Below are 20,594 nucleotides of genomic sequence, written 5' to 3' on the forward strand. Positions count from 1 at the left end.
GCAACGTTACCGCGATTGCGCGACGATGACAAGCAGAGCGGGATGATCCTCGACTCGTTTATTATACAGCGTTATTCTTTAGCATACAGACATAACAAAAAGGAATGATTGTGATGGGTTTATCCGCTTCCCGCGCGGTATGCGCACTGGTTTTTTTGGCCTCAACGGTAATCTCACCCTCCGTGCTGGCGCATGCGCATCTTGAGCAGCAGAGCCCGGCAGCGGACAGCCAGGTGGCGTCACCGCAGGTGCTGACGCTGAATTTCTCCGAAGGTATCGAGCCCGGATTTAGCGGCGTCGTGGTGACGGATGCGCAAAAGCAGGTGATCAAAACCGGTACCGCCACGCGAGACGAAAAGAACAAAGCACAGCTGACCGTTCCGCTGGAACAGACGCTGGCGCCGGGGGCTTACCGGGTGGACTGGCACGTGGTTTCCGTCGACGGCCATAAAACCAAAGGCAGCTATCGCTTCAGCGTGAAATAGCATGCTGGGACTGTTATACGTAGGATTGCGCTTTATCCATTTTGCGGCGCTAATGCTCGTTTTTGGCAACGCGCTTTACAGCGTCTGGTTTGCGCCTTCCGGGCTGCACCGCCTGATGGCCCGGCGTTTCCAGCTCCAGCAGAGAGTGGCATCCATCGTCAGCCTGACCGCTGCGATCCTGATGTTTATGCTTCAGGGCGGCTTAATGGGCAACGGCTGGGGCGATGTGTTTAACCCGCAAATCTGGTACAGCGTGCTGGGAACGCGGTTTGGTGGCGTCTGGTTGTGGCAAATTATCCTTGCTGCCATCACCCTTGTCGTCGCGTGGCTCGCGCCGCTGAAAGGCTCGCGCCTGCTGCTGCTCGCCATGGGCCAGCTTATCCTGCTGGCAGGGGTAGGGCACGCGGCGATGAGCGACGGCCCGATGGGGGCGATACAGCGACTCAATCATGCTGTTCACCTGCTGTGTGCCGCAACCTGGGTGGGTGGATTGCTGCCGCTGCTGTTCTGCATGCGTCTGGCGAAAGGACGCTGGCAGAACGCAGCCATCTATACCATGATGCGTTTCTCGCGCGTGGGGCATTATGCCGTCGCAGGCGTGCTGCTTACCGGCGTAGTGAATGCGCTGTTGATTCTGGGCATCCATATTCCCTGGCAGGCTGGCTACGTGCAGTTTTTGTTGTTCAAATGTGCTCTCGTGGCGTTGATGGTGGCAATTGCGCTGGCAAATCGGTATTTTCTGGTGCCACGGTTCCGTCCGGATTCCGGGCGCGCACAACAGATGTTTATCAGGATGACACAGGCAGAGGTGGTGCTGGGCGCGCTGGTTCTGGCAACGGTCAGTCTGTTTGCTACCTGGGAACCCTTCTGACAAGGTTAACTATTAAATGAAAAAGACAGTACTTTCTCTCTTACTGCTGGCCTGCGCGGGAAGCGCTCTGGCGGCACCGCAGGTAATCACCGTAAGCCGCTTTGAAGTGGGCAAAGACAAATGGGCCTTTAATCGCGAAGAGGTGATGTTGACCTGTCGTCCGGGCCATGCGCTGTATGCGATCAACCCGAGCACGCTGGTCCAGTACCCGCTCAACGATACCGCTGAGCAGCAGGTCGCCAGCGGCAAGAGCAGCGGTCAGCCAGTCAGCGTGATTCAGATTGATGACCCGGCCAACCCGGGGCAGAAGATGAGCCTGGCACCGTTTATCGAGCGCGCTGACAAGCTCTGCTGACGTTCAGGTTTCCAATAAAAAAACCGCAGATGCTCGCCAGAGCACTGCGGTTTTTCACTTTTAATGATGCTCTGACGCTTTTTTTCAGGCCACTTTTGCTGTGGACTGGAAAACCTGGCGTCGTCATCTATTCTTAAAAGGCAAGGCGACTTAGCCTGCATTAATGCCAACTTTTAGCGCACGGCTCTCTCCCAAGAGCCATTTCCCTGGACCGAATACAGGAATCGTATTCGGTCTCTTTTTATCTCTATGTTTCTCAAAAGATTTCTTTGGTTATGGACCGAAAACCCCGAGAATGGCTGGACAGTTCCCTATCCTGACTAAACCATAACATACTCAGGACCGCGTACGTCCAGGGTTTTTTGGCATCTTTGTTAAAAAATTGTGTCCTGGCGATCGCTGTGGAATCTTCGTCGGTGAAGTAAAGGCCCGGCCTGATAGTTAAATAATGAATTCCCTGAATTTATCTTTGTTGTTAACGATATACTCGGGGAAACTGTCTGCCGACAGCTCTTGCCTGATTAACTTCCTGTCTCGTCCCCAGATATCTTCGGCGTTTTTTATCACCTTCATGATATGTTCCGGGTTGTTGAACTCAGGCAGATCGTATTCCGTGTGGGAGATGGTGGACATTTTTTCTGATATGCGTTCAGGGGTCATAACCCATGAGAAATGCCAGCCACTATTTTCAATGATGCGATTGTTAAGTTTGAACCAGTTCCATTTAAGCCAGGACCAGTTTTTGACGCTTCTGGTGCGTTTAAGATTTCTGAACGACTCAGGCTCGCCGCCAAAAAAATGAACGAGGTTTTTATATTTTGTGGCTCTCGGCAGTTTACATTTTCTTGGGGTGTTATCTGTATTAAAAACCTGCAGATTAAACTGATAATTATAAAAGTTTTGATAAAGCGTTGTGCAGAGTTTATTCGCGTTGATAGAGCCGATAACCTGTGGTGAAAAAATCTCGTCCACATCGGAAATTAAAATCAAATCATCATCTTTAGCACTTTTGAGGCCCTGCATGATGGCATTTCTCTGCGCGGCTTCATTCGCCCATGCATCCACCACCAGACCGTCCTGATGCTGATCGCCGCCGTCAGAGGCTTTCATGAGAGGTGTTTCATCATGCACAACATAAATAATTTTATCTTTAAAAGGACCGTATTTATTTATGTCAAAGTGAAGCTGCCGCTTTTTGCCGGTAAAGGTATGCGTTGACTCAACAATAACGAAGCGATCAACAACGCCTGCTAGCGTATTCAGCCTGATATCAAGAAGCATATCTTCATCGTAATACAAGAAGCAGTCGTAAATCATCATTAAAGTCCTTAAATTTGCGTCTACACTGCGCTTTTCCAACGCATTCGCTATTTTCATTTCGCGCAATGCTAACTGAGCACCCCTGGCATATGCAAGAGTGCTCTGCTTTATCATTCCTTTTTCAAACCGAGTGCATTCTCTGTGCTGAGAGCGAAAACGCTTGTCGCGATTAGAAATGGGACTTAACGGACGCCTCAATTTCATCAAGCAGTTCAAAGCGACGACGGTATTCAGCGCGTTTTTTACTGGCTATCTCGTCGAGGGATTTGCGCTCCATCTGCAGCGGCAGCTGCCAGCAGAAGGCGGAAAGTTTTTTTCCACCCAAAGAATCCCAGAATTCGTCATAGCTGGCGTGGAAATGACGGCCTTTGCTGAGGCGATAGCGCAGCGCGCGGAAAACGTGTCCCTCATCGCTGACGGCAAAAATGGCCCGAACAGATGACTGCGCTGCCAGCTGGAAAAGTACCTCCATCAGCACGCGCTTGGGAAACAGGCCATGGCAGGCGCGAGTTGCCAGTTTAATGGCATCTCGTGACACGCAGCGACGGGGGCCCTGAAGTCCGCCAATGACCATAACGGGCTGGCCATTGCTGCGGGCGACGCTAAAGGTCAGGCTGGCCAGAAGCGTATCCTCGTTGTCGCGCAGCCAGAGCGTACTCTCACCTTCACGCTCAGCTTTGCCAGCTGAGGACGCATTAACCGTGTAGGTCACGCCGTCTTTGACGTGGAACTGCGCAATAGGTTGTTCCTGCGCGCCGGTCATAGCCTGGGCAAGACGGCTCTCCTTCAGGCGATCGATCCAGTAGTAATGGTTAACGATAGCGTCGGCGCGATCGTTTGCCGTCAGACCGCGCATCAGGTACTGCCGATGGGTCTTGCTGGGCAACGTAATTTGCGATGTCAGTAGTTTGTCGAAATCGTCACGGCCAGAGAGGGCTTCCAGCATACGGTGGGTGGAAGACCAAAAGAGCAGGGAACGTAAAAGGAACTTCAGTCGGTAGTCGCGTTTCCGCCAGATTGGCCCCGGGACGCGTTTGCCGTTCACCAGCTCGGAAATAATATTCGTGCGATGCGGATAGAAAACATCGTTATGTAGCTGTGTATTAGACACGTGAAGACCTCTCGTTTTTATCTCCCCTTATTCTAAGGAGCCAGTAAAAAGGGATTAAGAGCGCGCGGATCTTTATTTCTCTTTGGTTTACCGTTTGTTTTACTTTGTAAGGGCTGCGCTGATCTTCTTGCGCTTTTGACGGCGGCTATACTGTTAAAGGGAGGCCTTATGTATCAGCGAATAGAAGGTGGAGAGTGGCGTCACGTATGGGTTGTCAGCGACATACACGGCTGTTACCAGAGGCTCATGGAGGAACTGAAACGCCGTCATTTCAATCCTTATGAGGATTTACTTATTTCCGTTGGCGATCTGATCGATCGTGGTCCGGACAGCGTGAAATCATTGCAGCTCATCAATGAGAAATGGTTTCGAGCAGTGCGGGGCAATCATGAGCAAATGGCAATAGATAGCCTGGATAATAATGATTTTGCGCTCTGGACAATGAATGGCGGAATGTGGTTTTCGCGGCTTGAGCATGAGGAGCAGCAGCGGGCGCGCTCGTTACTTAACGCATGTCGTGCGTTACCGCATATTATCGAAATTACCTGCGCGAACGGATTGAACGTTATTGCTCATGCTGATTACCCGGCGGAGGAATACCGCTGGGAAAAACCGGTAAGCGCCCAGCGCGTGTTATGGGATCGCGACCGCCTGATGGGGTTTATGGTGGGCAAAGGGCAGGGAATTAGCGGGGCGGATCATTTCTGGTTCGGACATACGCCCGTCGACAGAAGGTATGATTTTGACAATCTGCACTACATTGATACGGGGGCCGTATTTGACGGTTACTTTACGCTGGCGCAGCTGCAGTAATAAATAACCCGCCTTCGGGCGGGTTCTCTTTAGGTCAGGCAAGACGCATGACCCAGGCATCGGCTTTACTATCGTAATGCTCACGGTAAAGGACAGAATGTTCGCCATCAAGTATTGCCGGGACGCTGGTGTCTGCATCCCATGCATCGAGCTGCATGCACAAATCCGGGTCGGATTTGCAGGGAATACTTAACGTTCGATCGCCTTGTGCTTCGCCGCGCAGCTCTGCGTCGTCGATCTCAAAAGCGCCAATACGCACGCTGGTTTTCGTCATAGTGCTCTCCGGGTCGGTTGTCAAAATCTGGTATGACCAGTATGGGCATCCATTTTTGATCGTAGACAAGGAGAGCAAAATCGCCAGTAAAAAAATGCGCTTTTTTCAGGCGGTGCGATCGTTACCGGTAAACAGTCGGCCATCCCGGACCAGTTCGCGTGGATAGCTGTTTTTGAGTCTTGAACCGACCTTTTTGGCCAGCCCCAGCGGGAATCCCTGATAGGTCACCACCACTTCATCTGCGGAAGGCGAGCTGTCAGGATAAACATCGCGGCCACGGTACCACTCTTCGGCTTCCTGATGCGTCAGGGCAAAGGTATTCTCGTGTCCGGCAAGCGCGATGACGGCCTCATGCTGCCAGCGATAGCCTTTATTATGCACTTCCGCCAGGCGGATCCCGATTCGGGAAAAACGCACTTTGCCAATCAGTGGCTCGATATTCGCCGGGAAAAGCCAAACCTCTTTGTCCCGCTGCCAGAGATGCATGCTCTCATCCCACTCCAACCCGACCTTGCTGGCTGCGGCTTCAAGCTGCGCGACGTCGCGGCCTTTAAGCGGCGCAAACGGGAAGTTGCCGACCTTGAATTTGGGGGCGGGCAGGGGAGCAACCGCCTGCGTTTTACGCAGACGCGCCACAAAGAACCCTTCGCAGTCGTAAATCTGCGGGAACACGTGGAGGAAACCTTCCGGCGTGACCGCCTCCTGTGCCGAGGAAAACAGATCGTTAAGCGGCAGGAACTCGACCGCATCCGGATATTGCGCTTTCAGCCACAGGCAGACGTCTTCGTTTTCATCGCGGTTTAAGGTACACGTTGAATAGACCAGCGTGCCGCCGGGGCGCAGGGCGTGGAACGCGCTGTCGATCAGCTCGCGCTGCGTGGCGGCGAGCTCAAGATTGCTCTCCACGGACCAGTTCTTTAACGCATCGGGATCTTTACGCACTACCCCTTCACCGGAGCAGGGGGCGTCCAGCAGGATGGCATCAAACATTTCCGGCAGGGCGGCGCCAAAGACGCGACCGTCGAAGTGCGTAAGAGCGACATTATGAATACCGCAGCGGCTGATATTGGCATGCAACACCTTCACGCGGCTGGCGGAAAATTCGTTGGCGAGGATTGCTCCGCGATTGCCCATGCGCGCGGCAATCTGCGTGGTTTTCGAGCCGGGCGCGGCGGCGACATCCATCACGCGTTCAGGCGCGTTGCCGTCGGCGAACAGGGCGGCAACCGGTAGCATTGAGCTCGCTTCCTGAATATAAAACAGACCGCTCAGATGTTCTGCGGTACTTCCCAGCGGCACCGCGTCTTCGTCATCGCGGTCGATCCAGAATCCCTCTTCACACCACGGAACCGGCGTAAGTTGCCAGCCGTACGGAGAAACCAGGGCCAGAAAATCCTCGACGCTGATTTTCAGGGTGTTGACGCGAATGCTGCGGCGTAACGGACGCTGGCAGGCGGCGATAAAATCGTCCAGCGACAGATGAGAGGGAAGCGCCTCGCGCATCTGCGCCAGGAATTGATCGGGAAGAAATACGGAGTTTTGAGCCACGAGCACACCACAGGGAAAAGTTCAGGTGCGCAGTGTAACATAAAGGCTCCGGTGCGTTGACACCGGAGCCTGTCAGATTAACGCGGCAGGGCCGTTCCCCATTCGCGCCACTCTTTCGGTTCGCTTTCCAGCAGCAGGAAGTGTTTACCCGGCTGCGCTTTTGGCGCCAGCGGCGTTCCCGGCGGGGTGGCAAAGGCAATACCGCCGCGGATGAACTGGTTGAAGGTACCGGTTTTCACCACGCCACCCGTCAGGCCGAAGTCCAGCGAATAGCCGGATGCCAGCCAGAACACCGAGTTATTACGCACCAGATGCTGGTAACGCTCGCTGATGCGTAGCGCCACCATCACGCGGTCGGAGAGCGTGCCGAGCGTGAGGCCCGTTACCGTACCCACCTCAATGCCGCGGAACAGCACCGGCGTACCGATGCCAAGCGAGCCCGCCTCCGGCACTTCCACTACAATGCTCAGGCCGCCAAGGTAGCGCGAGTCGGTAATGGTAGCTTCCTGCAGCTCGAAATCACGACGGGCTTTGCCCTGACCGGGCTCGACGTTGATGTAAGGCTGCAGAATGGTGTCGAGATGCTCAACGCCCGCGGCCGAAATCTGTGGGGTCACCACCGAGAAGCGGGAACCCGAGCGGGCGAAGGTCTGCACATATTCCGGATAAAGCACGGCGGTGGCCTGCACCTCGTTGCGCGAGGTGATGAGCGTCAGCTTCTGGATCTGCCCGATATCAATGCCCAGGTAGCGAATTGGCATGCCTTCCGCCAGCTTGCCGGCATCGAACGCATGCAGGGTAATCTGCCCACCCACGGCACGCGCGGCAGTTTCGGATGGGAAGAGAATTCGCTTATCGCCTTTACGCAGGTTCGCGCCCGCGCCGCTGAGGTTATCAAAGCTGATCGCCCCGCGCAGCGCGCGCGAGAGCGGGGAGGCCTGCACGGTCAGGCCGTTGCCGTTAAGCTGCACCTTCGCGCCGCCCTCGGCCCAGAAGACGCTGTTTGGGGTCAGCAGCTTGCGGTACTCGGGCTTGATATGCAGTTCGATATCAAACGCGTCCGCACGCGGGCGAACGGCGATCACCTCCCCAACCTCAAACTTGCGGTAGAGCACCACGGAGCCCGCCTGAACGTCAGGCAGCGTCTCGGCGCTTAAGGTCAGGGTCGTGGTTGGCATATCGCTCAGGCTGTTTTCAATCGCTTTGTCCAGGTTGGCGTACAGCGGGTAGCTGTCGCGAACGGGGCCTTTGTTGCCCGGCAAAATGCGAATGCCGCCGTTAACCCATTCGCTGGCGCTGGCGCCGAGGAACTCCACGCCGTCCAGACCCACCTTCACGTCGACGCGGCTGTTCACCACGAACTTACTGTCGCCATGGACGAGGTTGCTGTATTGCGGATCGATAGCTACCGAGAAGCTCACGCCATTTTCGGAGAGCGTTCGCTCCAGCACCTGACCCACCTGTACGCCATGCAGAATCAGCGGCTGACCGGCCTCAATGCCGTAACTTTCAGGCGCATTGAGCGTAACCGTCACGACGCCCGGTTTTTGCAGCAGCGCTTTATCCGCCGGGGCAATGACGAAGCTATTGCTGGGCTGACCTTCACCGGGGATCAGTTCAAAGGTATTTCCGGTCAGCAACGTGCTGAGGCTGGCATCGTTCAGAGAGAGTTTAGGGCTGCGCATCTCGATGCGCGTTTTCTCCCGCAGGAGATCGACCACGCTCGGATCGACCGTCATTTCGCCTGTGACCGAGCCGCCCGGATTGAGCGTCATTTTGGTGAGCTGGCCGACCTGCAGTCCCTGGTACATCAGCGGCGTTGACCCCGCTTTCAGCCCTTTGGCATCAGGCAGAACGAGCTTAACGATCACGCCACGCTGGCTGTGCGCCAGATCCGGGTATAAACCGAACGTGTCATCGGCCGTGGCAGGGCTTGAGTTTTCCGGGGAGTCAAAGGCAATGGCACCGTTAACCAGGGCGGCCAGACTCTCAAGCTTCACTTTTGCACCGCTCAGGCTGAGGTCGGCATCCACGCCGGAGACATTCCAGAAGCGGCTGCCTTTTTTCACCAGATTGGTGAAGCGACGCTCGATCAGCACATCAATGGTGACGCCCTGTTTATTCGGGTTGATGCTGTAATCGTACACGCGGCCAACCGGAATCTTGCGGAAGTAGACCAGCGAGCCGCTGTTCAGCGAGCCCAAATCCGGTGCCTGAAGATGGATCATCAGATCGCCGTTATTGAGGCGGTATTTCGGCTGCGTATCCAGCGCGACAAAGTGATCCTGCGGTTCACCCTTGCCCGGCATCATGCCGATGTAGTTGCCGCCAACCAGCGCATCCAGCCCGGACACGCCGGCCAGAGAAGCTTTCGGCGTCACCAGCCAGAACTGCGTTTCGCTGCGAAGAGCATCCTGCATGTCAGATTTAATACTGACCCGCACCTGAATCTTGTTAAGCCCTTTTCCAAGGGAGATGTCCTGAACCGTACCGACTTCGACCCCCTGAAAACGAACGGGGGTTCGTCCGGCGACGATGCCGTCGGCGGTCTGAAAATCAATGGTGACGGTACTGCCGCGATCTTCATAGCTCGTCCAGATAAGCCAGCCTGCAATCATCAGGGCGATGACGGGCAGCAACCAGAATGGCGAAATGCGGCGTTTAGTTTTAATTCTCGCTTCAGTCGGCGAAGCGGGGGTTTCCTGACTCATGTGCATCCCAAAGTAAGCGGCTATCCAGCCATTCCACAGCAAGAATAGTCAATATCACCGCAGAGCCGAAATAAAAAGCCGCGGGTCCCATAGTAAAAGCAAGAAGCTGGTCGCGATTGATCAGCGACATCATCAGCGAAATCACAAACAGATCCAGCATTGACCAGCGGCCAATCCAGGTGACGAATCGCAGAAGCAGAATACGGGTACGTAAACCTTGTTCACACTTAAAGTGAATGCTGACGAGCAGGGTAAACATCACCACCACTTTGGTAAAGGGAACCAGGATACTGGCAATAAAGACGATGGCCGCCACCCCAACGTTACTGTGTGCAAGAGAGATAATACCGGAGAGGATAGTATCCTCCTGACGGCCACCGTTCACGTAAATAATGGATATCGGCAGCATATTGGCCGGGAACAGAAACACCAGGGAGGCAATCAGCGCCGCCCAGCATTTTTGCAGGCTGTTGTTGCGTCGTAACCTCAACGGTATATGGCAGCGCGGGCAGCGTCCACGCTTGTCGGGCAACCCGGTGTAATGGCATCCCAGACAGACGCGGAGGTTTTCATCCGGGCGGGTGGCAGGGCGCTGCGGGTAAAAACGCTCCCAAAGCTGCTCAACGTTCAGGTGGATCAGTGTCAGGATGCTGAGCAATACCAGGCAAATAAAGGCAAAAAGCCCGACGCCCGGCTGCAGAAAGGCATAGTCCTGCACCTTGATTGATGCCACGCCCACGCCCACCAGATAGATATCCAGCATGACCCACTCTTTAAGCTTTTCCAGCATCAGCAATACCGGACGCAGGTTCATTCCGAGGATGTTACCAAACCACAGGTAGGCAATGGCTGCAACCAGCACCAGCGGCGCGCCGACCACGCAGAACAGTACCATGGCGGCGGTGAGAGGATCGCCCTGGCTCGTCATCTGCCAGATACCCTGCAGCACGTTGGCGTCAATGCGCACACCAAGCAGGTAAAGCTTCAGAAGCGGCTCGGTCCAGGCGAAAGGCATCAGCAGCAGCATGGTAACAGCCATAGCGGCAAGGCGGGTTAACGACCAGTCGCGGCCGTCACGAATTTTAGCGTCACAGCGGGGACAAAAGGCGCTTTGGTGCGATTTCATCTTCGGCAACATAAAAAGCGTATCGCACTGGGGGCAACGCTGATAATGTGCACGAGGCAAAGCGTCGCTTACCGTATGGACAGTTATCTTTTTTGTCGGCGTAATTTTGGTTGTTTTTAAGGCCATCAGCTGCGCGCAAATAAGTATTGTTGAACGTTATATTAACTCATGAACGGATTCATCTTGAGCATGAGCGCATTTATTGCTTATTTTAATAGGCTATGCGGTAATTTTGTAAGACAACTAAGTGATTGAATAATGAACAAAACAGAATTCTACGCGGATCTGAACCGCGATTTTAAGGCATTGATGGCAGGTGAAACCAGCTTCTTAGCCACTCTGGCAAATACTAGCGCATTGCTGTTCGAACGGCTATCCGATGTGAACTGGGCTGGCTTTTACCTCCTGGAAGGTGAAACGCTGGTGCTGGGTCCGTTTCAGGGCAAACTGGCCTGCGTGCGTATTCCGGTAGGGCGCGGCGTATGCGGTACCGCGGTGGCCGAGAATCAGGTTCAGCGCGTGGAAGATGTTCATGCGTTTGACGGGCATATCGCCTGTGATGCTGCCAGCAATTCAGAGATCGTTCTGCCGCTGGTGGTAAAAAATCAGATTATTGGCGTTCTGGATATCGACAGTACGGTCTTCAGTCGCTTTACAACCGAGGACGAACAGGGGCTGCGTGAGCTGGTGGCGAATCTGGAAAACGTCCTCGCTGCAACCGATTATCAAAAATTCTTTGCGAGCGTCGCAGGATAATCAACGGATAACGTAGCATTTACTGATAGCGTCATTATAATGACGCCTGTTCATGCCTGCGCTTGTTGGCAACGTCCGTTGTAATCAGGAAATTTCATGGAAAATCAACCTAAGTTGAATAGCAGTAAAGAAGTTATCGCATTTCTGGCCGAGCGTTTCCCGCAGTGCTTCAGCGCGGAAGGTGAAGCACGTCCCCTGAAAGTCGGTATTTTTCAGGATCTGGTAGCGCGTGTTGAAGGGGAAATGAACCTCAGCAAAACTCAGCTGCGTTCTGCCTTACGTCTTTATACTTCGAGCTGGCGTTACCTGTACGGTATCAAACCGGGCGCGACCCGCGTGGATCTCGACGGCAACCCTTGCGGCGAGCTGGACGAGCAGCACGTAGAACACGCGCGCAAGCAGCTGGAAGAAGCCAAAGCACGCGTTCAGGCACAACGTGCAGAACAGCAGGCGAAAAAACGCGAAGCCGCAGCGGCAAACGGTCAGGAAGAAGCGCCTCGTCGTGAGCGTAAACCACGTCCTGCGCCGCGTCGTCACGACAATAACGATCGCAAACCGCGTGCAGACAAACCAGCAGCGAAAGCCCCTCGTGCGCCTCGTGAAGAGCAGCGCCATACTCCGGTTTCTGACATTAACGCCCTGAGCGTGGGTCAGGCTCTGAAGGTAAAAGCGGGCAACAACGCAATGGACGCCACCGTACTGGAAATCACCAAAGATGGCGTTCGTGTACAGCTGACTTCTGGTATGTCAATGATTGTACGCGCAGAACACTTGTTGTTCTGAAACGGAGGCCAAGCCTGGCATGAACACTTTTTTTAAGCTCACCGCGCTGGCGGGCCTGTTTGCCATAACAGGTCACGCTTTCGCAGTGGACGATATCACGCGTGTTGATCAAATTCCGGTACTCAAGGAAGAGACGCAGCACGCGACGGTAAGCGAGCGTGTAACCTCTCGCTTTACCCGCTCGCACTATCGTCAGTTCGATCTCGATCAGGCCTTTTCGGCCAAAATCTTTGACCGCTATCTGAACTTGCTGGATTACAGCCATAACGTTTTGCTCGCCAGCGATGTCGAGCAGTTCGCTAAGCGCAAATCCGAGGTGGGTGATGAGCTGCGGTCAGGCAAGCTGGATCTGTTCTACGATCTCTACAACCTGTCGCAAAAGCGCCGCTTCGAACGCTATCAGTACGCGCTGAAAGTGCTGGAACGTCCAATGGACTTCACCGGCAACGACACCTTTAATCTCGATCGCAGCAAAGCGCCCTGGCCGAAAGACGAAGCCGAGCTGAACGCGCTGTGGGATGGAAAGGTCAAATACGATGAGCTAAGCCTCAAGCTGACCGGCAAAGATGAAAAAGAGATCCGCGACACGCTGACGCGTCGTTACAAATTTGCCATTCGCCGTCTGGCGCAGACCAACAGTGAAGATGTTTTCTCACTGGCGATGACCGCCTTTGCGCACGAAATCGATCCGCACACCAACTATCTCTCTCCACGCAATACCGAACAGTTCAATACTGAGATGAGCCTGTCTCTGGAAGGTATTGGCGCGGTACTGCAAATGGATGATGACTACACGGTGATCAACTCCATGGTCGCGGGCGGCCCGGCATCCAAAAGCAAAGCGATAAGCGTAGGCGATCGCATTGTGGGGGTAGGACAAACCGGTCAGAGCATGGTTGATGTCATTGGCTGGCGTCTGGACGATGTGGTTGCGCTGATCAAAGGTCCGAAAGGCAGCAAAGTTCGTCTGGAAATTCTGCCTGCCGGTAAAGGCACCAAAACCCGTATCGTGACCCTGACCCGCGAGCGTATTCGTCTGGAAGACCGCGCGGTGAAAATGTCGGTGAAAACCGTGGGTAAAGAGAAGGTGGGTGTCCTGGATATCCCTGGCTTCTACGTGGGGCTGACCGACGATGTAAAAGTTCAGCTGCAGAAACTTGAGAAGCAGAACGTGAGCAGCGTCATTATCGACCTGCGCACGAACGGTGGTGGTGCGCTGACCGAAGCGGTGTCGCTCTCAGGCCTTTTTATCCCGTCTGGCCCGGTTGTACAGGTGCGTGATAACAACGGTAAAGTTCGTGAAGATGCTGATAACGACGGTGTGGTCTATTACAAAGGCCCGCTGGTGGTCCTGGTTGACCGCTTCAGCGCATCCGCATCTGAAATCTTTGCCGCTGCAATGCAGGACTATGGCCGCGCGCTAATCGTGGGTGAGCCCACCTTCGGCAAAGGTACTGTTCAGCAGTATCGCTCGCTGAACCGTATTTACGATCAGATGCTGCGTCCGGAATGGCCTGCGCTGGGCTCCGTTCAGTACACCATTCAGAAGTTCTACCGCGTTAACGGCGGCAGTACGCAGCGTAAAGGCGTCACGCCGGATATCATGATGCCGACCGGCACGGAAGAGACCGAAACCGGCGAGAAGTTTGAAGATAACGCGTTGCCGTGGGACAGCATCAATGCTGCGACATTCGTGAAGGCAGGTGATATGACGCAGTTTGGCCCTGAGCTGCTGAAAGCGCATAATGAACGCATCGCGAAAGATCCGGAATTCCAGTACATCATGAAGGACATTGCGCGTTTCAATGCCCTGAAAGATAAGCGGAATATTGTTTCTCTGAACTACGCTCAGCGTGAAAAAGAGAACAACGAGGACGACGCAACGCGTCTGGCGCGTATCAACGATCGCTTCAAGCGAGAAGGTAAGCCTCTGCTCAAGAAACTGGACGATCTGCCAAAAGATTACCAGGAGCCGGATCCGTACCTGGACGAGACGGTGCATATCGCGCTCGACCTGGCGAATCTGGAAAAAGAGAAGCCTGCCGTACAGCCCGCTCCGGCAAAATAATCTCCCAACAGGCACAAGAAATTGTGCCTGTTCTTTTTGTTCTGCATCCTTCCGTCAGGCTGATTTCCAATTGTGTAAAGTTGTGTCTTTCTGGTGACTTACGCCCACCGGATGCTTGAAAATAGCCGTAATACCCATACGATGTGGGTAATCGCATAGTGCGTTTTGTTAAACTGAGGTTAAAAGAAAATTATGATGCGAATCGCGCTCTTCCTGCTCACCAACCTGGCGGTGATGGTGGTTTTCGGGCTAGTGCTAAGCCTGACGGGAATTCAGTCGAGCAGCGTTCAGGGTCTGTTGATTATGGCGCTGCTGTTTGGTTTTGGTGGCTCTTTCATTTCCCTGCTGATGTCAAAGTGGATGGCGCTGAAATCCGTAGGCGGTGAGGTGATTGAACAGCCGCGTAACGACATGGAAAAGTGGCTGATGAATACGGTGGCACAGCAGTCTAAGCAGGCAGGCATTGCGATGCCGCAGGTTGCTATTTACCATGCCCCGGATATTAACGCGTTTGCTACGGGTGCCCGTCGTGATGCGTCGCTGGTTGCCGTGAGCACCGGGTTGTTGCAGAACATGAGCCGTGACGAAGCCGAAGCGGTTATCGCGCACGAAATCAGCCATATCGCCAACGGTGACATGGTGACCATGACCCTGATTCAGGGTGTGGTGAACACCTTCGTTATCTTCATCTCTCGTATCCTGGCGCAGATTGCGGCTGGCTTCATGGGTGGCAACCGTGATGAAGGTGAAGAGAGCAACGGTAATCCGCTGATCTACTTCGCCGTATCGATGGTGCTGGAACTGGTGTTCGGTATTCTGGCCAGCATTATCACCATGTGGTTCTCCCGTCACCGTGAGTTCCATGCGGATGCCGGTTCAGCGAAGCTGGTAGGGCGTGAAAAGATGATTGCCGCCCTGCAGCGTCTGAAAACCAGCTACGAGCCGCAGGAAGCGAACAGCATGATGGCCTTCTGCATCAACGGCAAATCAAAGTCGCTGAGCGAGCTGTTTATGTCTCACCCGCCGCTGGATAAACGTATTGAAGCGCTGCGCAGTGGAGAATACCTGAAGTAACGCTAAGCGCTTAAATAAGCCGGGCAGGAGAACACTCCGCCCGGCTTTTTTTATGCCTGAACGCCGGGTTGGGTCACGCGCAACCCGCTGACGATGGCTGCAAGGGTGGCAAGCGCACCTGCGGTGAGAAGCGCAACGTGGTTGCCGTTTTGCCCGGCAAGGTTAAACATCAGGGCAACCAGCGCCGCACCGGTGCTTTGCCCCAGCAGACGCGCGGTCCCCAGCATGCCGCTGGCACCTCCGCTGCGGTGGCGCGGCGCAGAGGTAATAATGGTGTGGTTGTTGGGGGACTGAAACAGGCCAAACCCGGCTCCGCACAGGATCATGCGCCAGATGATGTCCAGATCCCCAGGCGATGATGGCAGCAGCGCCAGCGCGAAAAGACCTGTTGCCATCACGGCCAGCCCCACCGCGCCCAACAAACCGGCATGTACACGTTCTATTAAATAACCTGCCAGGGGGGCCATCACCATCGTCGCCAGCGGCCAGGGGGTTAACAGCAGCCCGGTCTCCACTTCGGAACGTCCTATCACGCTTTGCAGGAAGAAGGGCAGAGAAACCAGAGCCAGCATCTGGGCGCAGAATGAGCAGACGGAGGTGCAGATGGAAAGCGAAAAGAGGGGAATACGCAGCAGATCGACCGGCAGTAAGGGCACCGGCAGGGAAAGCTGGCGGCGAACAAAGAAGAAGCCCGTCACCAGCAGGGCAACAAGCTCCACGGCGGTTAGCATCAGGGATTGACCCTGCGCAAAACCGCTCAGGGCGGTAATCAGCAGACCAAAGGTGAGCGCATTCATCACCGCGCTTGCTACGTCAAAGTGCGGCATGGTGTTTTTCGAGCCGTTAGCGGGGAGAAATCGCAGGGCAAAGAAGATGGCCACGATACCCAGCGGCACGTTTATGGCGAACAGCCACTGCCACGAGGCGACAGAAAGAATGGCCGCTGCAATCGTTGGCCCGGCGGCAGAAGAGACCGCGACAATAAACGAATTTATCCCCATGCCGCGGCCCAGATGGCGGTGCGGATAGATTAAGCGGATTAGCGCCGTATTGACGCTCATCAGCGCCGCGCCGCCAAAACCTTGCGCGATGCGCGCCAGCGTCAGCGTATGCAGGGAGTCCGAAAGGGCGCACAGCAGTGATGTAAAGGTAAATACCACCAGCCCGCACTGATATACCCGACGGTAGCCGAACATATCGCCCAGAAAAGAAAAGGAGAGCAGGGAAACCACAATCGCAATCTGATAGGCGTTAACAATCCATATCGAACTGGCCGGGGAAGCATGCAGATCGGTGGCAATGGTGGGAAGGGCAACGTTCGCAATCGCGCCGTCAAGAACGGCCATTGAGATACCAATAATAATCGTAGCGATAGCGCCATACCGCTGGGGCAAAGGCAGGCCATCGGAAAGGTTCTTTTCCATCGGGGATAAATAGCTCAGAGTGAAATTATTCTCAGGGTAACTATTTTAGCATCGTTAACACCGTTTTATGTCGCAGATTTGTAACGAAGTAAACGCGGATTGATTGCAGGTAACATGACGGGAATTTATAATAAAAACCGGTTCTGATTTTTATAAAACACTCTCTATGAGGTGGTAAATGGCAATTGCGGATTTGGATAAACAGCCAGATTCAGTTTCTTCCGTGCTGAAGGTGTTTGGCATCTTACAGGCGCTCGGGGAAGAGCGTGAAATTGGTATCACAGAGTTGTCACAGCGCGTGATGATGTCGAAAAGCACCGTTTACCGCTTTTTGCAAACCATGAAATCACTGGGTTACGTTGCACAGGAAGGCGAATCTGAAAAATATTCTCTGACGCTGAAACTGTTTGAACTGGGTGCCCGGGCATTGCAAAACGTGGATCTGATCCGTAGCGCGGATATTCAGATGCGCGAGATCTCCCGCCTGACCAAAGAGACTATCCACCTGGGCGCGCTGGATGAAGACAGTATTGTTTACATCCATAAAATTGACTCCATGTATAACCTGCGTATGTATTCGCGCATTGGTCGTCGCAACCCGCTTTACAGCACGGCAATCGGTAAGGTTCTGCTGGCGTGGCGCGATCGTGAAGAAGTTAAACAGATCCTCGATGGCGTGGAGTACAAACGCAGTACAGAACGCACCATTACTAACACCGATGAGTTATTAACGGTGCTCGACAAGGTGCGTGAGCAAGGGTATGGCGAAGATAACGAAGAGCAGGAAGAAGGGCTGCGCTGTATTGGCGTTCCGGTGTTTGACCGTTTTGGCGTCGTGATTGCGGGGTTGAGCATCTCTTTCCCAACGCTTCGCTTCTCGGAAGAGCGCCTGCACGAGTACGTGGCTATTCTGCATACCGCCGCGCGTAAGATTTCTGATCAGATGGGTTACCACGACTATCCGTTCTAACCCCGGTTAGCATAAAAAAACGCCGCATCTTTGCGGCGTTTTTTATTCGTCGTTAACGCTGTGACTCAGCCATTATCAATCACGACGGAGGTCTTACGCAGTACCGGGCAGTTGGTTAACCCAATGATCCCGCTATCCGAATGGAGATACTGCGCCGTGCTAACTCCCTGTGCTGTTAAATACTTACATTGAATGCCTAACCCTGCGGCGTTTTCGGTGCTTCCCACCAGCACGCCATAACCCGTTAAAAGAAGGCCAATCCAGAGTATCGCCAGTGCAACAATTGTACGAATAATTAAGCGCATTATTACCTCTTTATCATTGTTATCATGATGCTAGCCTAACCGGTTTACGTAATGAAACAAGTGCAGGATTCTGAAAAGAGCCTGATGGCGCTACAGTTAGTCCTTGTTTAAGATAACCGTGATAACCTGGTCATATCAGGTCTTTAAACGGAGTGTGGAGTGAAAAAAATACGCTGGGTGATTCTGATTATCGTGCTGATAGCGTGCGTGGTGTTGTGGACGCAGACTATCAACGTGATGTGCGATCAGGATGTACAGTTTTTTAGCGGCGTTTGCGCAATCAATAAGTTTATTCCGTGGTAGCACGCATTTTTTCTTCAGGTGATTTCCTTCCTTCGCGCCAGTGGTAAAATAGACGTTTTTATTGAGGTGGTGAAATGGGTGAGTTACTGAATTCAGGGCTGCTAAATATGGCATCCCTGACGATCTCTTTGGTTGTTCTGCTGGTGGGGCTGGTCATTTGGTTTTTCGTAAACCGTGCCAGTTCACGTACCAATGAGCAGATCGAACTGCTGGAAGCGCTGCTTGAGCAGCAAAAACGGCAGAATGCACTGTTGCGTCGTCTGTGCGAGGCTAACGAGCCGGAAGAGAAAGAAGCACAAAAAGAAGCGGTCGCTAACGAGAACAACGATCAAGACGATTTTATCCGCCTGGTGGCTGAGCGTTAATCGTATTATTCCGGGAGGTGGCAGTGGTCTGGAAAAATCCCTGGTATGACCCCTCCCTGAAACATCACACCCCAAACGGTTTTCGTAATACCACTTCTGCAGGACACCAGCCTGGCGACCTTGAACGCTGGCGCAAAGAACGCAAAGCAGCTGGCTTACCGAAGCCGCCCGCGCTCGGCTACAATGACTTTATCCGGCGGTGGTGGCAACCGGCCGATCTACAGCAGCCGCAGCAGGATGGGGCGTGGTGGCTCGGACATGCGAGCATACTGCTGCAGCTGGACGGCAATTTCCTTCTTACCGATCCCGTTTTTTCAAGGCGCGCTTCTCCACTTCCTTTCTTAGGACCGCAGCGTAGAACGCCTCCGGCACTCTCTGTCGATCAACTGCACCAGCTTGACGCGGTCGTTATTTCGCATAACCATTACGATCATCTTGATGAACTCACTGTTCGCCACATTCTCAAACGCTTTCCGGACGTTAGCGTGTTTGTTCCTTTAGGCCTGGGCGGCTGGTTTCGCCGCCGGGGCGCAAAACAGGTGGTTGAGCTCGACTGGTGGCAGAGTTTTACCTGGCAGGGGATAACATTATCCGCCGTACCGGCGCAGCACTGGAGTATGCGCACGCTCTGGAACCGCAATCGCTCATTGTGGTGCGGCTGGGTCTTTGAAGGGCGGCATCACCGGTTCTGGTTTAGTGGTGATACCGGCTATTCGCCTGAGCTGCTGTTGATACCGGAACGTTTGGGGAAAATTGATGCTGCAGCATTGCCCGTTGGCGCCTATGCTCCGCGATGGTTTATGGCCGTACACCATATGGATCCCCAGTCTGCCGTTGCGCTGTGGCAACAGTTAGGTTGCCCGCTGGCGTTCCCTGTTCACTGGGGCGTGTTTGAGCTGGCGGATGAAGCGCTGGATGACCCCATAAAAGAATTAACTGATGCGCTGGATAATGTAGCACCAGTTAATAATACTTTCAGGATACTGAAAGTTGGCGAGTATTTACCCTTATAAACGAAGCGATAAATTGTTGCGTATATTATGTATGTATTCGTCGTCAGGAAAATTTTAATTTTATCGAAACGTTTTGCTTGCCTTGTTTTGATGCAGAGTCATAAAAATTTCATTATTTTGGTGCATAACAATGCTAATTACCTGATGGATTTTAATACAGAAGGGTGCGGATTATTAACATCGTTTTTGGCTGAAACAATACGGTCACGTTACAATGATTTAAGCATAAGTTTTCACAATTTGTTCTAACTCAATCAACACCAAAGATTTCTTTTCCCGACTGCTGGACGCATTGTAATGATTGAGCTATGTTAAAAAAGTCTTAGATTACAGCGGTTGTGCAAGCAGCGTTGAGTCTGTGTAAGGGAGTATAGCCGTCTGTTTGAGAAGCGCATAATTGTGCAATTCCTTACAGACAGTGTTCGAATTTGTGCGGCGGATCGAGACATGTTTAAAAATGGCTTGCCATATTAAACATAGTGTGTGATAACACGTTTTGGGTCAAACGAGGTACAGTTCTGTTTATGTGTGGCATTTTCAGTAAAGAAGTCCTGAGTAAACACGTTGTCGTTGAATACCGCTTCTCTGCCGAACCTTATATTAGTGCCTCATGCAGTAATGTCTCAGTTTTATCTCAGTTAATGCCTGCGGGCTAAGAAAACACTCTAAGGAATTTTGCAAAATGGCAAAGATTAAAGGTCAAGTTAAGTGGTTCAACGAGTCTAAAGGTTTTGGTTTCATTACTCCTGCTGATGGCAGCAAAGACGTGTTCGTACACTTCTCTGCAATCCAGGGTAACGGCTTCAAAACTCTGGCCGAAGGCCAGAACGTTGAGTTCGAAATTCAGGACGGCCAGAAAGGCCCAGCTGCAGTTAACGTAACTGCTATCTGATCGAACCGCTGCTGACTGGGGCGCATA

General features: G+C 53.3%; 21 protein-coding genes and 1 pseudogene. 14 read left to right on the forward strand and 8 right to left on the reverse strand.

From position 1 onward, the window contains the following. The first annotated feature begins 113 nt into the window (after positions 1–113). From yobA to IM299_RS08125, 3 genes are read left to right on the forward strand one after another with little or no spacing between them, the layout of a single operon-like run. The gene (gene yobA / locus IM299_RS08115) at positions 114–485 is read left to right on the forward strand and encodes a CopC domain-containing protein YobA (protein WP_045260311.1); all 372 of its coding nucleotides are present in this window, start codon (positions 114–116) and stop codon (positions 483–485) included. Position 486: 1 nt separating this feature from the next. Next, on the forward strand, positions 487–1,356 hold the full coding sequence (copD, locus tag IM299_RS08120) for a copper homeostasis membrane protein CopD (protein ID WP_193357291.1): 870 nt from the start codon (positions 487–489) through the stop codon (positions 1,354–1,356). 16 nt (positions 1,357–1,372) lie between these two features. After that, a complete protein-coding gene (locus tag IM299_RS08125) occupies positions 1,373–1,711 on the forward strand; it encodes a YebY family protein (protein WP_028013604.1) in 339 nt (112 codons plus the stop codon). Positions 1,712–2,152: 441 nt separating this feature from the next. Here IM299_RS08125 and IM299_RS08130 read toward each other — a convergent pair whose 3' ends face one another. Both IM299_RS08130 and IM299_RS08135 read right to left on the reverse strand, forming a co-directional pair. Further along, positions 2,153–3,028 carry a benzoate transporter gene (locus IM299_RS08130; RefSeq protein ID WP_028013549.1) on the reverse strand — a complete coding sequence of 292 codons (876 nt, stop codon included), beginning with the start codon at positions 3,026–3,028 and terminating at the stop codon, positions 2,153–2,155. 172 nt (positions 3,029–3,200) lie between these two features. After that, positions 3,201–4,142, reverse strand: a complete 942-nt coding sequence (locus tag IM299_RS08135; protein WP_045260308.1) for a VirK/YbjX family protein — start codon at positions 4,140–4,142, stop codon at positions 3,201–3,203. A gap of 168 nt (positions 4,143–4,310) precedes the next feature. On the opposite strand from IM299_RS08135, the gene pphA reads away from it, so the two are divergent. Then, the gene (gene pphA, locus IM299_RS08140; protein ID WP_041909471.1) at positions 4,311–4,955 is read left to right on the forward strand and encodes a protein-serine/threonine phosphatase; all 645 of its coding nucleotides are present in this window, start codon (positions 4,311–4,313) and stop codon (positions 4,953–4,955) included. 34 nt (positions 4,956–4,989) lie between these two features. Here the strand turns inward: pphA and IM299_RS08145 are convergent, their stop codons facing one another. From IM299_RS08145 to yebS, 4 genes are all read right to left on the reverse strand, one after another. Then, the gene (locus IM299_RS08145; protein ID WP_041909472.1) at positions 4,990–5,229 is read right to left on the reverse strand and encodes a YebV family protein; all 240 of its coding nucleotides are present in this window, start codon (positions 5,227–5,229) and stop codon (positions 4,990–4,992) included. A 105-nt stretch (positions 5,230–5,334) separates the two neighbouring features. Then, positions 5,335–6,783: a 16S rRNA (cytosine(1407)-C(5))-methyltransferase RsmF gene (gene rsmF, locus IM299_RS08150; RefSeq protein ID WP_320701374.1), complete on the reverse strand. Its 1,449-nt coding sequence runs from the start codon at positions 6,781–6,783 to the stop codon at positions 5,335–5,337. Between the two features lie 71 nt (positions 6,784–6,854). Next, positions 6,855–9,488, reverse strand: a complete 2,634-nt coding sequence (locus tag IM299_RS08155) for a PqiB family protein (RefSeq protein ID WP_045630782.1) — start codon at positions 9,486–9,488, stop codon at positions 6,855–6,857. Continuing rightward, positions 9,457–10,740 (reverse strand): membrane integrity lipid transport subunit YebS, encoded by a 1,284-nt coding sequence (yebS, locus tag IM299_RS08160; protein ID WP_041909475.1) that lies wholly within the window; start codon positions 10,738–10,740, stop codon positions 9,457–9,459. The genes IM299_RS08155 and yebS overlap by 32 nt, the downstream gene beginning before the upstream one ends. Before the next feature lie 132 nt (positions 10,741–10,872). Between yebS and IM299_RS08165 the strand changes: the two genes are divergently transcribed. The 4 genes from IM299_RS08165 (at position 10,873) to htpX (ending at position 15,295) form a co-directional block, all read left to right on the forward strand. Beyond that, a complete protein-coding gene (locus IM299_RS08165) occupies positions 10,873–11,370 on the forward strand; it encodes a GAF domain-containing protein (RefSeq protein WP_008500476.1) in 498 nt (165 codons plus the stop codon). 96 nt (positions 11,371–11,466) lie between these two features. After that, the gene (gene proQ, locus IM299_RS08170) at positions 11,467–12,153 is read left to right on the forward strand and encodes an RNA chaperone ProQ (protein ID WP_028013543.1); all 687 of its coding nucleotides are present in this window, start codon (positions 11,467–11,469) and stop codon (positions 12,151–12,153) included. Between the two features lie 19 nt (positions 12,154–12,172). Beyond that, positions 12,173–14,221, forward strand: coding sequence for a carboxy terminal-processing peptidase (gene prc / locus IM299_RS08175; protein WP_028013542.1), 2,049 nt, complete (start codon positions 12,173–12,175; stop codon positions 14,219–14,221). 192 nt (positions 14,222–14,413) lie between these two features. Next, a complete protein-coding gene (htpX, locus tag IM299_RS08180) occupies positions 14,414–15,295 on the forward strand; it encodes a protease HtpX (protein WP_193357293.1) in 882 nt (293 codons plus the stop codon). A gap of 50 nt (positions 15,296–15,345) precedes the next feature. On the opposite strand, the gene IM299_RS08185 is transcribed toward htpX, so the two are convergent. After that, positions 15,346–16,719 carry an MFS transporter gene (locus IM299_RS08185; RefSeq protein ID WP_193357294.1) on the reverse strand — a complete coding sequence of 458 codons (1,374 nt, stop codon included), beginning with the start codon at positions 16,717–16,719 and terminating at the stop codon, positions 15,346–15,348. Between the two features lie 178 nt (positions 16,720–16,897). Here IM299_RS08185 and kdgR point away from each other — a divergent pair, with 178 nt between their 5' ends. Next, positions 16,898–17,689, forward strand: a complete 792-nt coding sequence (kdgR, locus tag IM299_RS08190) for a DNA-binding transcriptional regulator KdgR (protein ID WP_059353968.1) — start codon at positions 16,898–16,900, stop codon at positions 17,687–17,689. Between the two features lie 65 nt (positions 17,690–17,754). Here kdgR and IM299_RS08195 read toward each other — a convergent pair whose 3' ends face one another. Then, positions 17,755–17,994, reverse strand: a complete 240-nt coding sequence (locus IM299_RS08195; protein ID WP_041909477.1) for a YobH family protein — start codon at positions 17,992–17,994, stop codon at positions 17,755–17,757. A gap of 159 nt (positions 17,995–18,153) precedes the next feature. Between IM299_RS08195 and mgrB the strand changes: the two genes are divergently transcribed. From mgrB to cspE, 5 genes and pseudogenes are all read left to right on the forward strand, one after another. Further along, positions 18,154–18,297, forward strand: a complete 144-nt coding sequence (mgrB, locus tag IM299_RS08200; protein ID WP_006175995.1) for a PhoP/PhoQ regulator MgrB — start codon at positions 18,154–18,156, stop codon at positions 18,295–18,297. A 74-nt stretch (positions 18,298–18,371) separates the two neighbouring features. Next, positions 18,372–18,662 (forward strand): YebO family protein, encoded by a 291-nt coding sequence (locus IM299_RS08205; RefSeq protein WP_193357295.1) that lies wholly within the window; start codon positions 18,372–18,374, stop codon positions 18,660–18,662. A 23-nt stretch (positions 18,663–18,685) separates the two neighbouring features. Continuing rightward, on the forward strand, positions 18,686–19,675 hold the full coding sequence (locus tag IM299_RS08210; RefSeq protein ID WP_193357296.1) for an MBL fold metallo-hydrolase: 990 nt from the start codon (positions 18,686–18,688) through the stop codon (positions 19,673–19,675). A 524-nt stretch (positions 19,676–20,199) separates the two neighbouring features. After that, positions 20,200–20,344, forward strand: a pseudogene (locus IM299_RS08215) (DUF2627 domain-containing protein). Between the two features lie 13 nt (positions 20,345–20,357). Beyond that, entirely contained in the window at positions 20,358–20,567 is a 210-nt protein-coding gene (gene cspE / locus IM299_RS08220) for a transcription antiterminator/RNA stability regulator CspE (protein WP_001062678.1), read from the forward strand. The last annotated feature ends 27 nt before the right edge of the window (positions 20,568–20,594 follow it).

Source organism: Enterobacter cloacae complex sp. P47BA, assembly GCF_014930485.1.
Lineage (GTDB): Bacteria > Pseudomonadota > Gammaproteobacteria > Enterobacterales > Enterobacteriaceae > Enterobacter > Enterobacter bugandensis.

Bases quoted from the DNA above. Each gene is read 5' to 3' on its own strand.
- yobA (WP_045260311.1), top strand. From the start codon at position 114: ATGGGTTTATCCGCTTCCCGCGCGGTATGCGCACTGGTTTTTTTGGCC.
- copD (WP_193357291.1), top strand. From the start codon at position 487: ATGCTGGGACTGTTATACGTAGGATTGCGCTTTATCCATTTTGCGGCG.
- IM299_RS08125 (WP_028013604.1), top strand. From the start codon at position 1,373: ATGAAAAAGACAGTACTTTCTCTCTTACTGCTGGCCTGCGCGGGAAGC.
- IM299_RS08130 (WP_028013549.1), bottom strand. From the start codon at position 3,028: ATGATTTACGACTGCTTCTTGTATTACGATGAAGATATGCTTCTTGAT.
- pphA (WP_041909471.1), top strand. From the start codon at position 4,311: ATGTATCAGCGAATAGAAGGTGGAGAGTGGCGTCACGTATGGGTTGTC.
- IM299_RS08145 (WP_041909472.1), bottom strand. From the start codon at position 5,229: ATGACGAAAACCAGCGTGCGTATTGGCGCTTTTGAGATCGACGACGCA.
- IM299_RS08155 (WP_045630782.1), bottom strand. From the start codon at position 9,488: ATGAGTCAGGAAACCCCCGCTTCGCCGACTGAAGCGAGAATTAAAACT.
- yebS (WP_041909475.1), bottom strand. From the start codon at position 10,740: ATGGCCTTAAAAACAACCAAAATTACGCCGACAAAAAAGATAACTGTC.
- IM299_RS08165 (WP_008500476.1), top strand. From the start codon at position 10,873: ATGAACAAAACAGAATTCTACGCGGATCTGAACCGCGATTTTAAGGCA.
- proQ (WP_028013543.1), top strand. From the start codon at position 11,467: ATGGAAAATCAACCTAAGTTGAATAGCAGTAAAGAAGTTATCGCATTT.
- prc (WP_028013542.1), top strand. From the start codon at position 12,173: ATGAACACTTTTTTTAAGCTCACCGCGCTGGCGGGCCTGTTTGCCATA.
- htpX (WP_193357293.1), top strand. From the start codon at position 14,414: ATGATGCGAATCGCGCTCTTCCTGCTCACCAACCTGGCGGTGATGGTG.
- IM299_RS08185 (WP_193357294.1), bottom strand. From the start codon at position 16,719: ATGGAAAAGAACCTTTCCGATGGCCTGCCTTTGCCCCAGCGGTATGGC.
- kdgR (WP_059353968.1), top strand. From the start codon at position 16,898: ATGGCAATTGCGGATTTGGATAAACAGCCAGATTCAGTTTCTTCCGTG.
- IM299_RS08195 (WP_041909477.1), bottom strand. From the start codon at position 17,994: ATGCGCTTAATTATTCGTACAATTGTTGCACTGGCGATACTCTGGATT.
- IM299_RS08205 (WP_193357295.1), top strand. From the start codon at position 18,372: ATGGGTGAGTTACTGAATTCAGGGCTGCTAAATATGGCATCCCTGACG.
- cspE (WP_001062678.1), top strand. From the start codon at position 20,358: ATGGCAAAGATTAAAGGTCAAGTTAAGTGGTTCAACGAGTCTAAAGGT.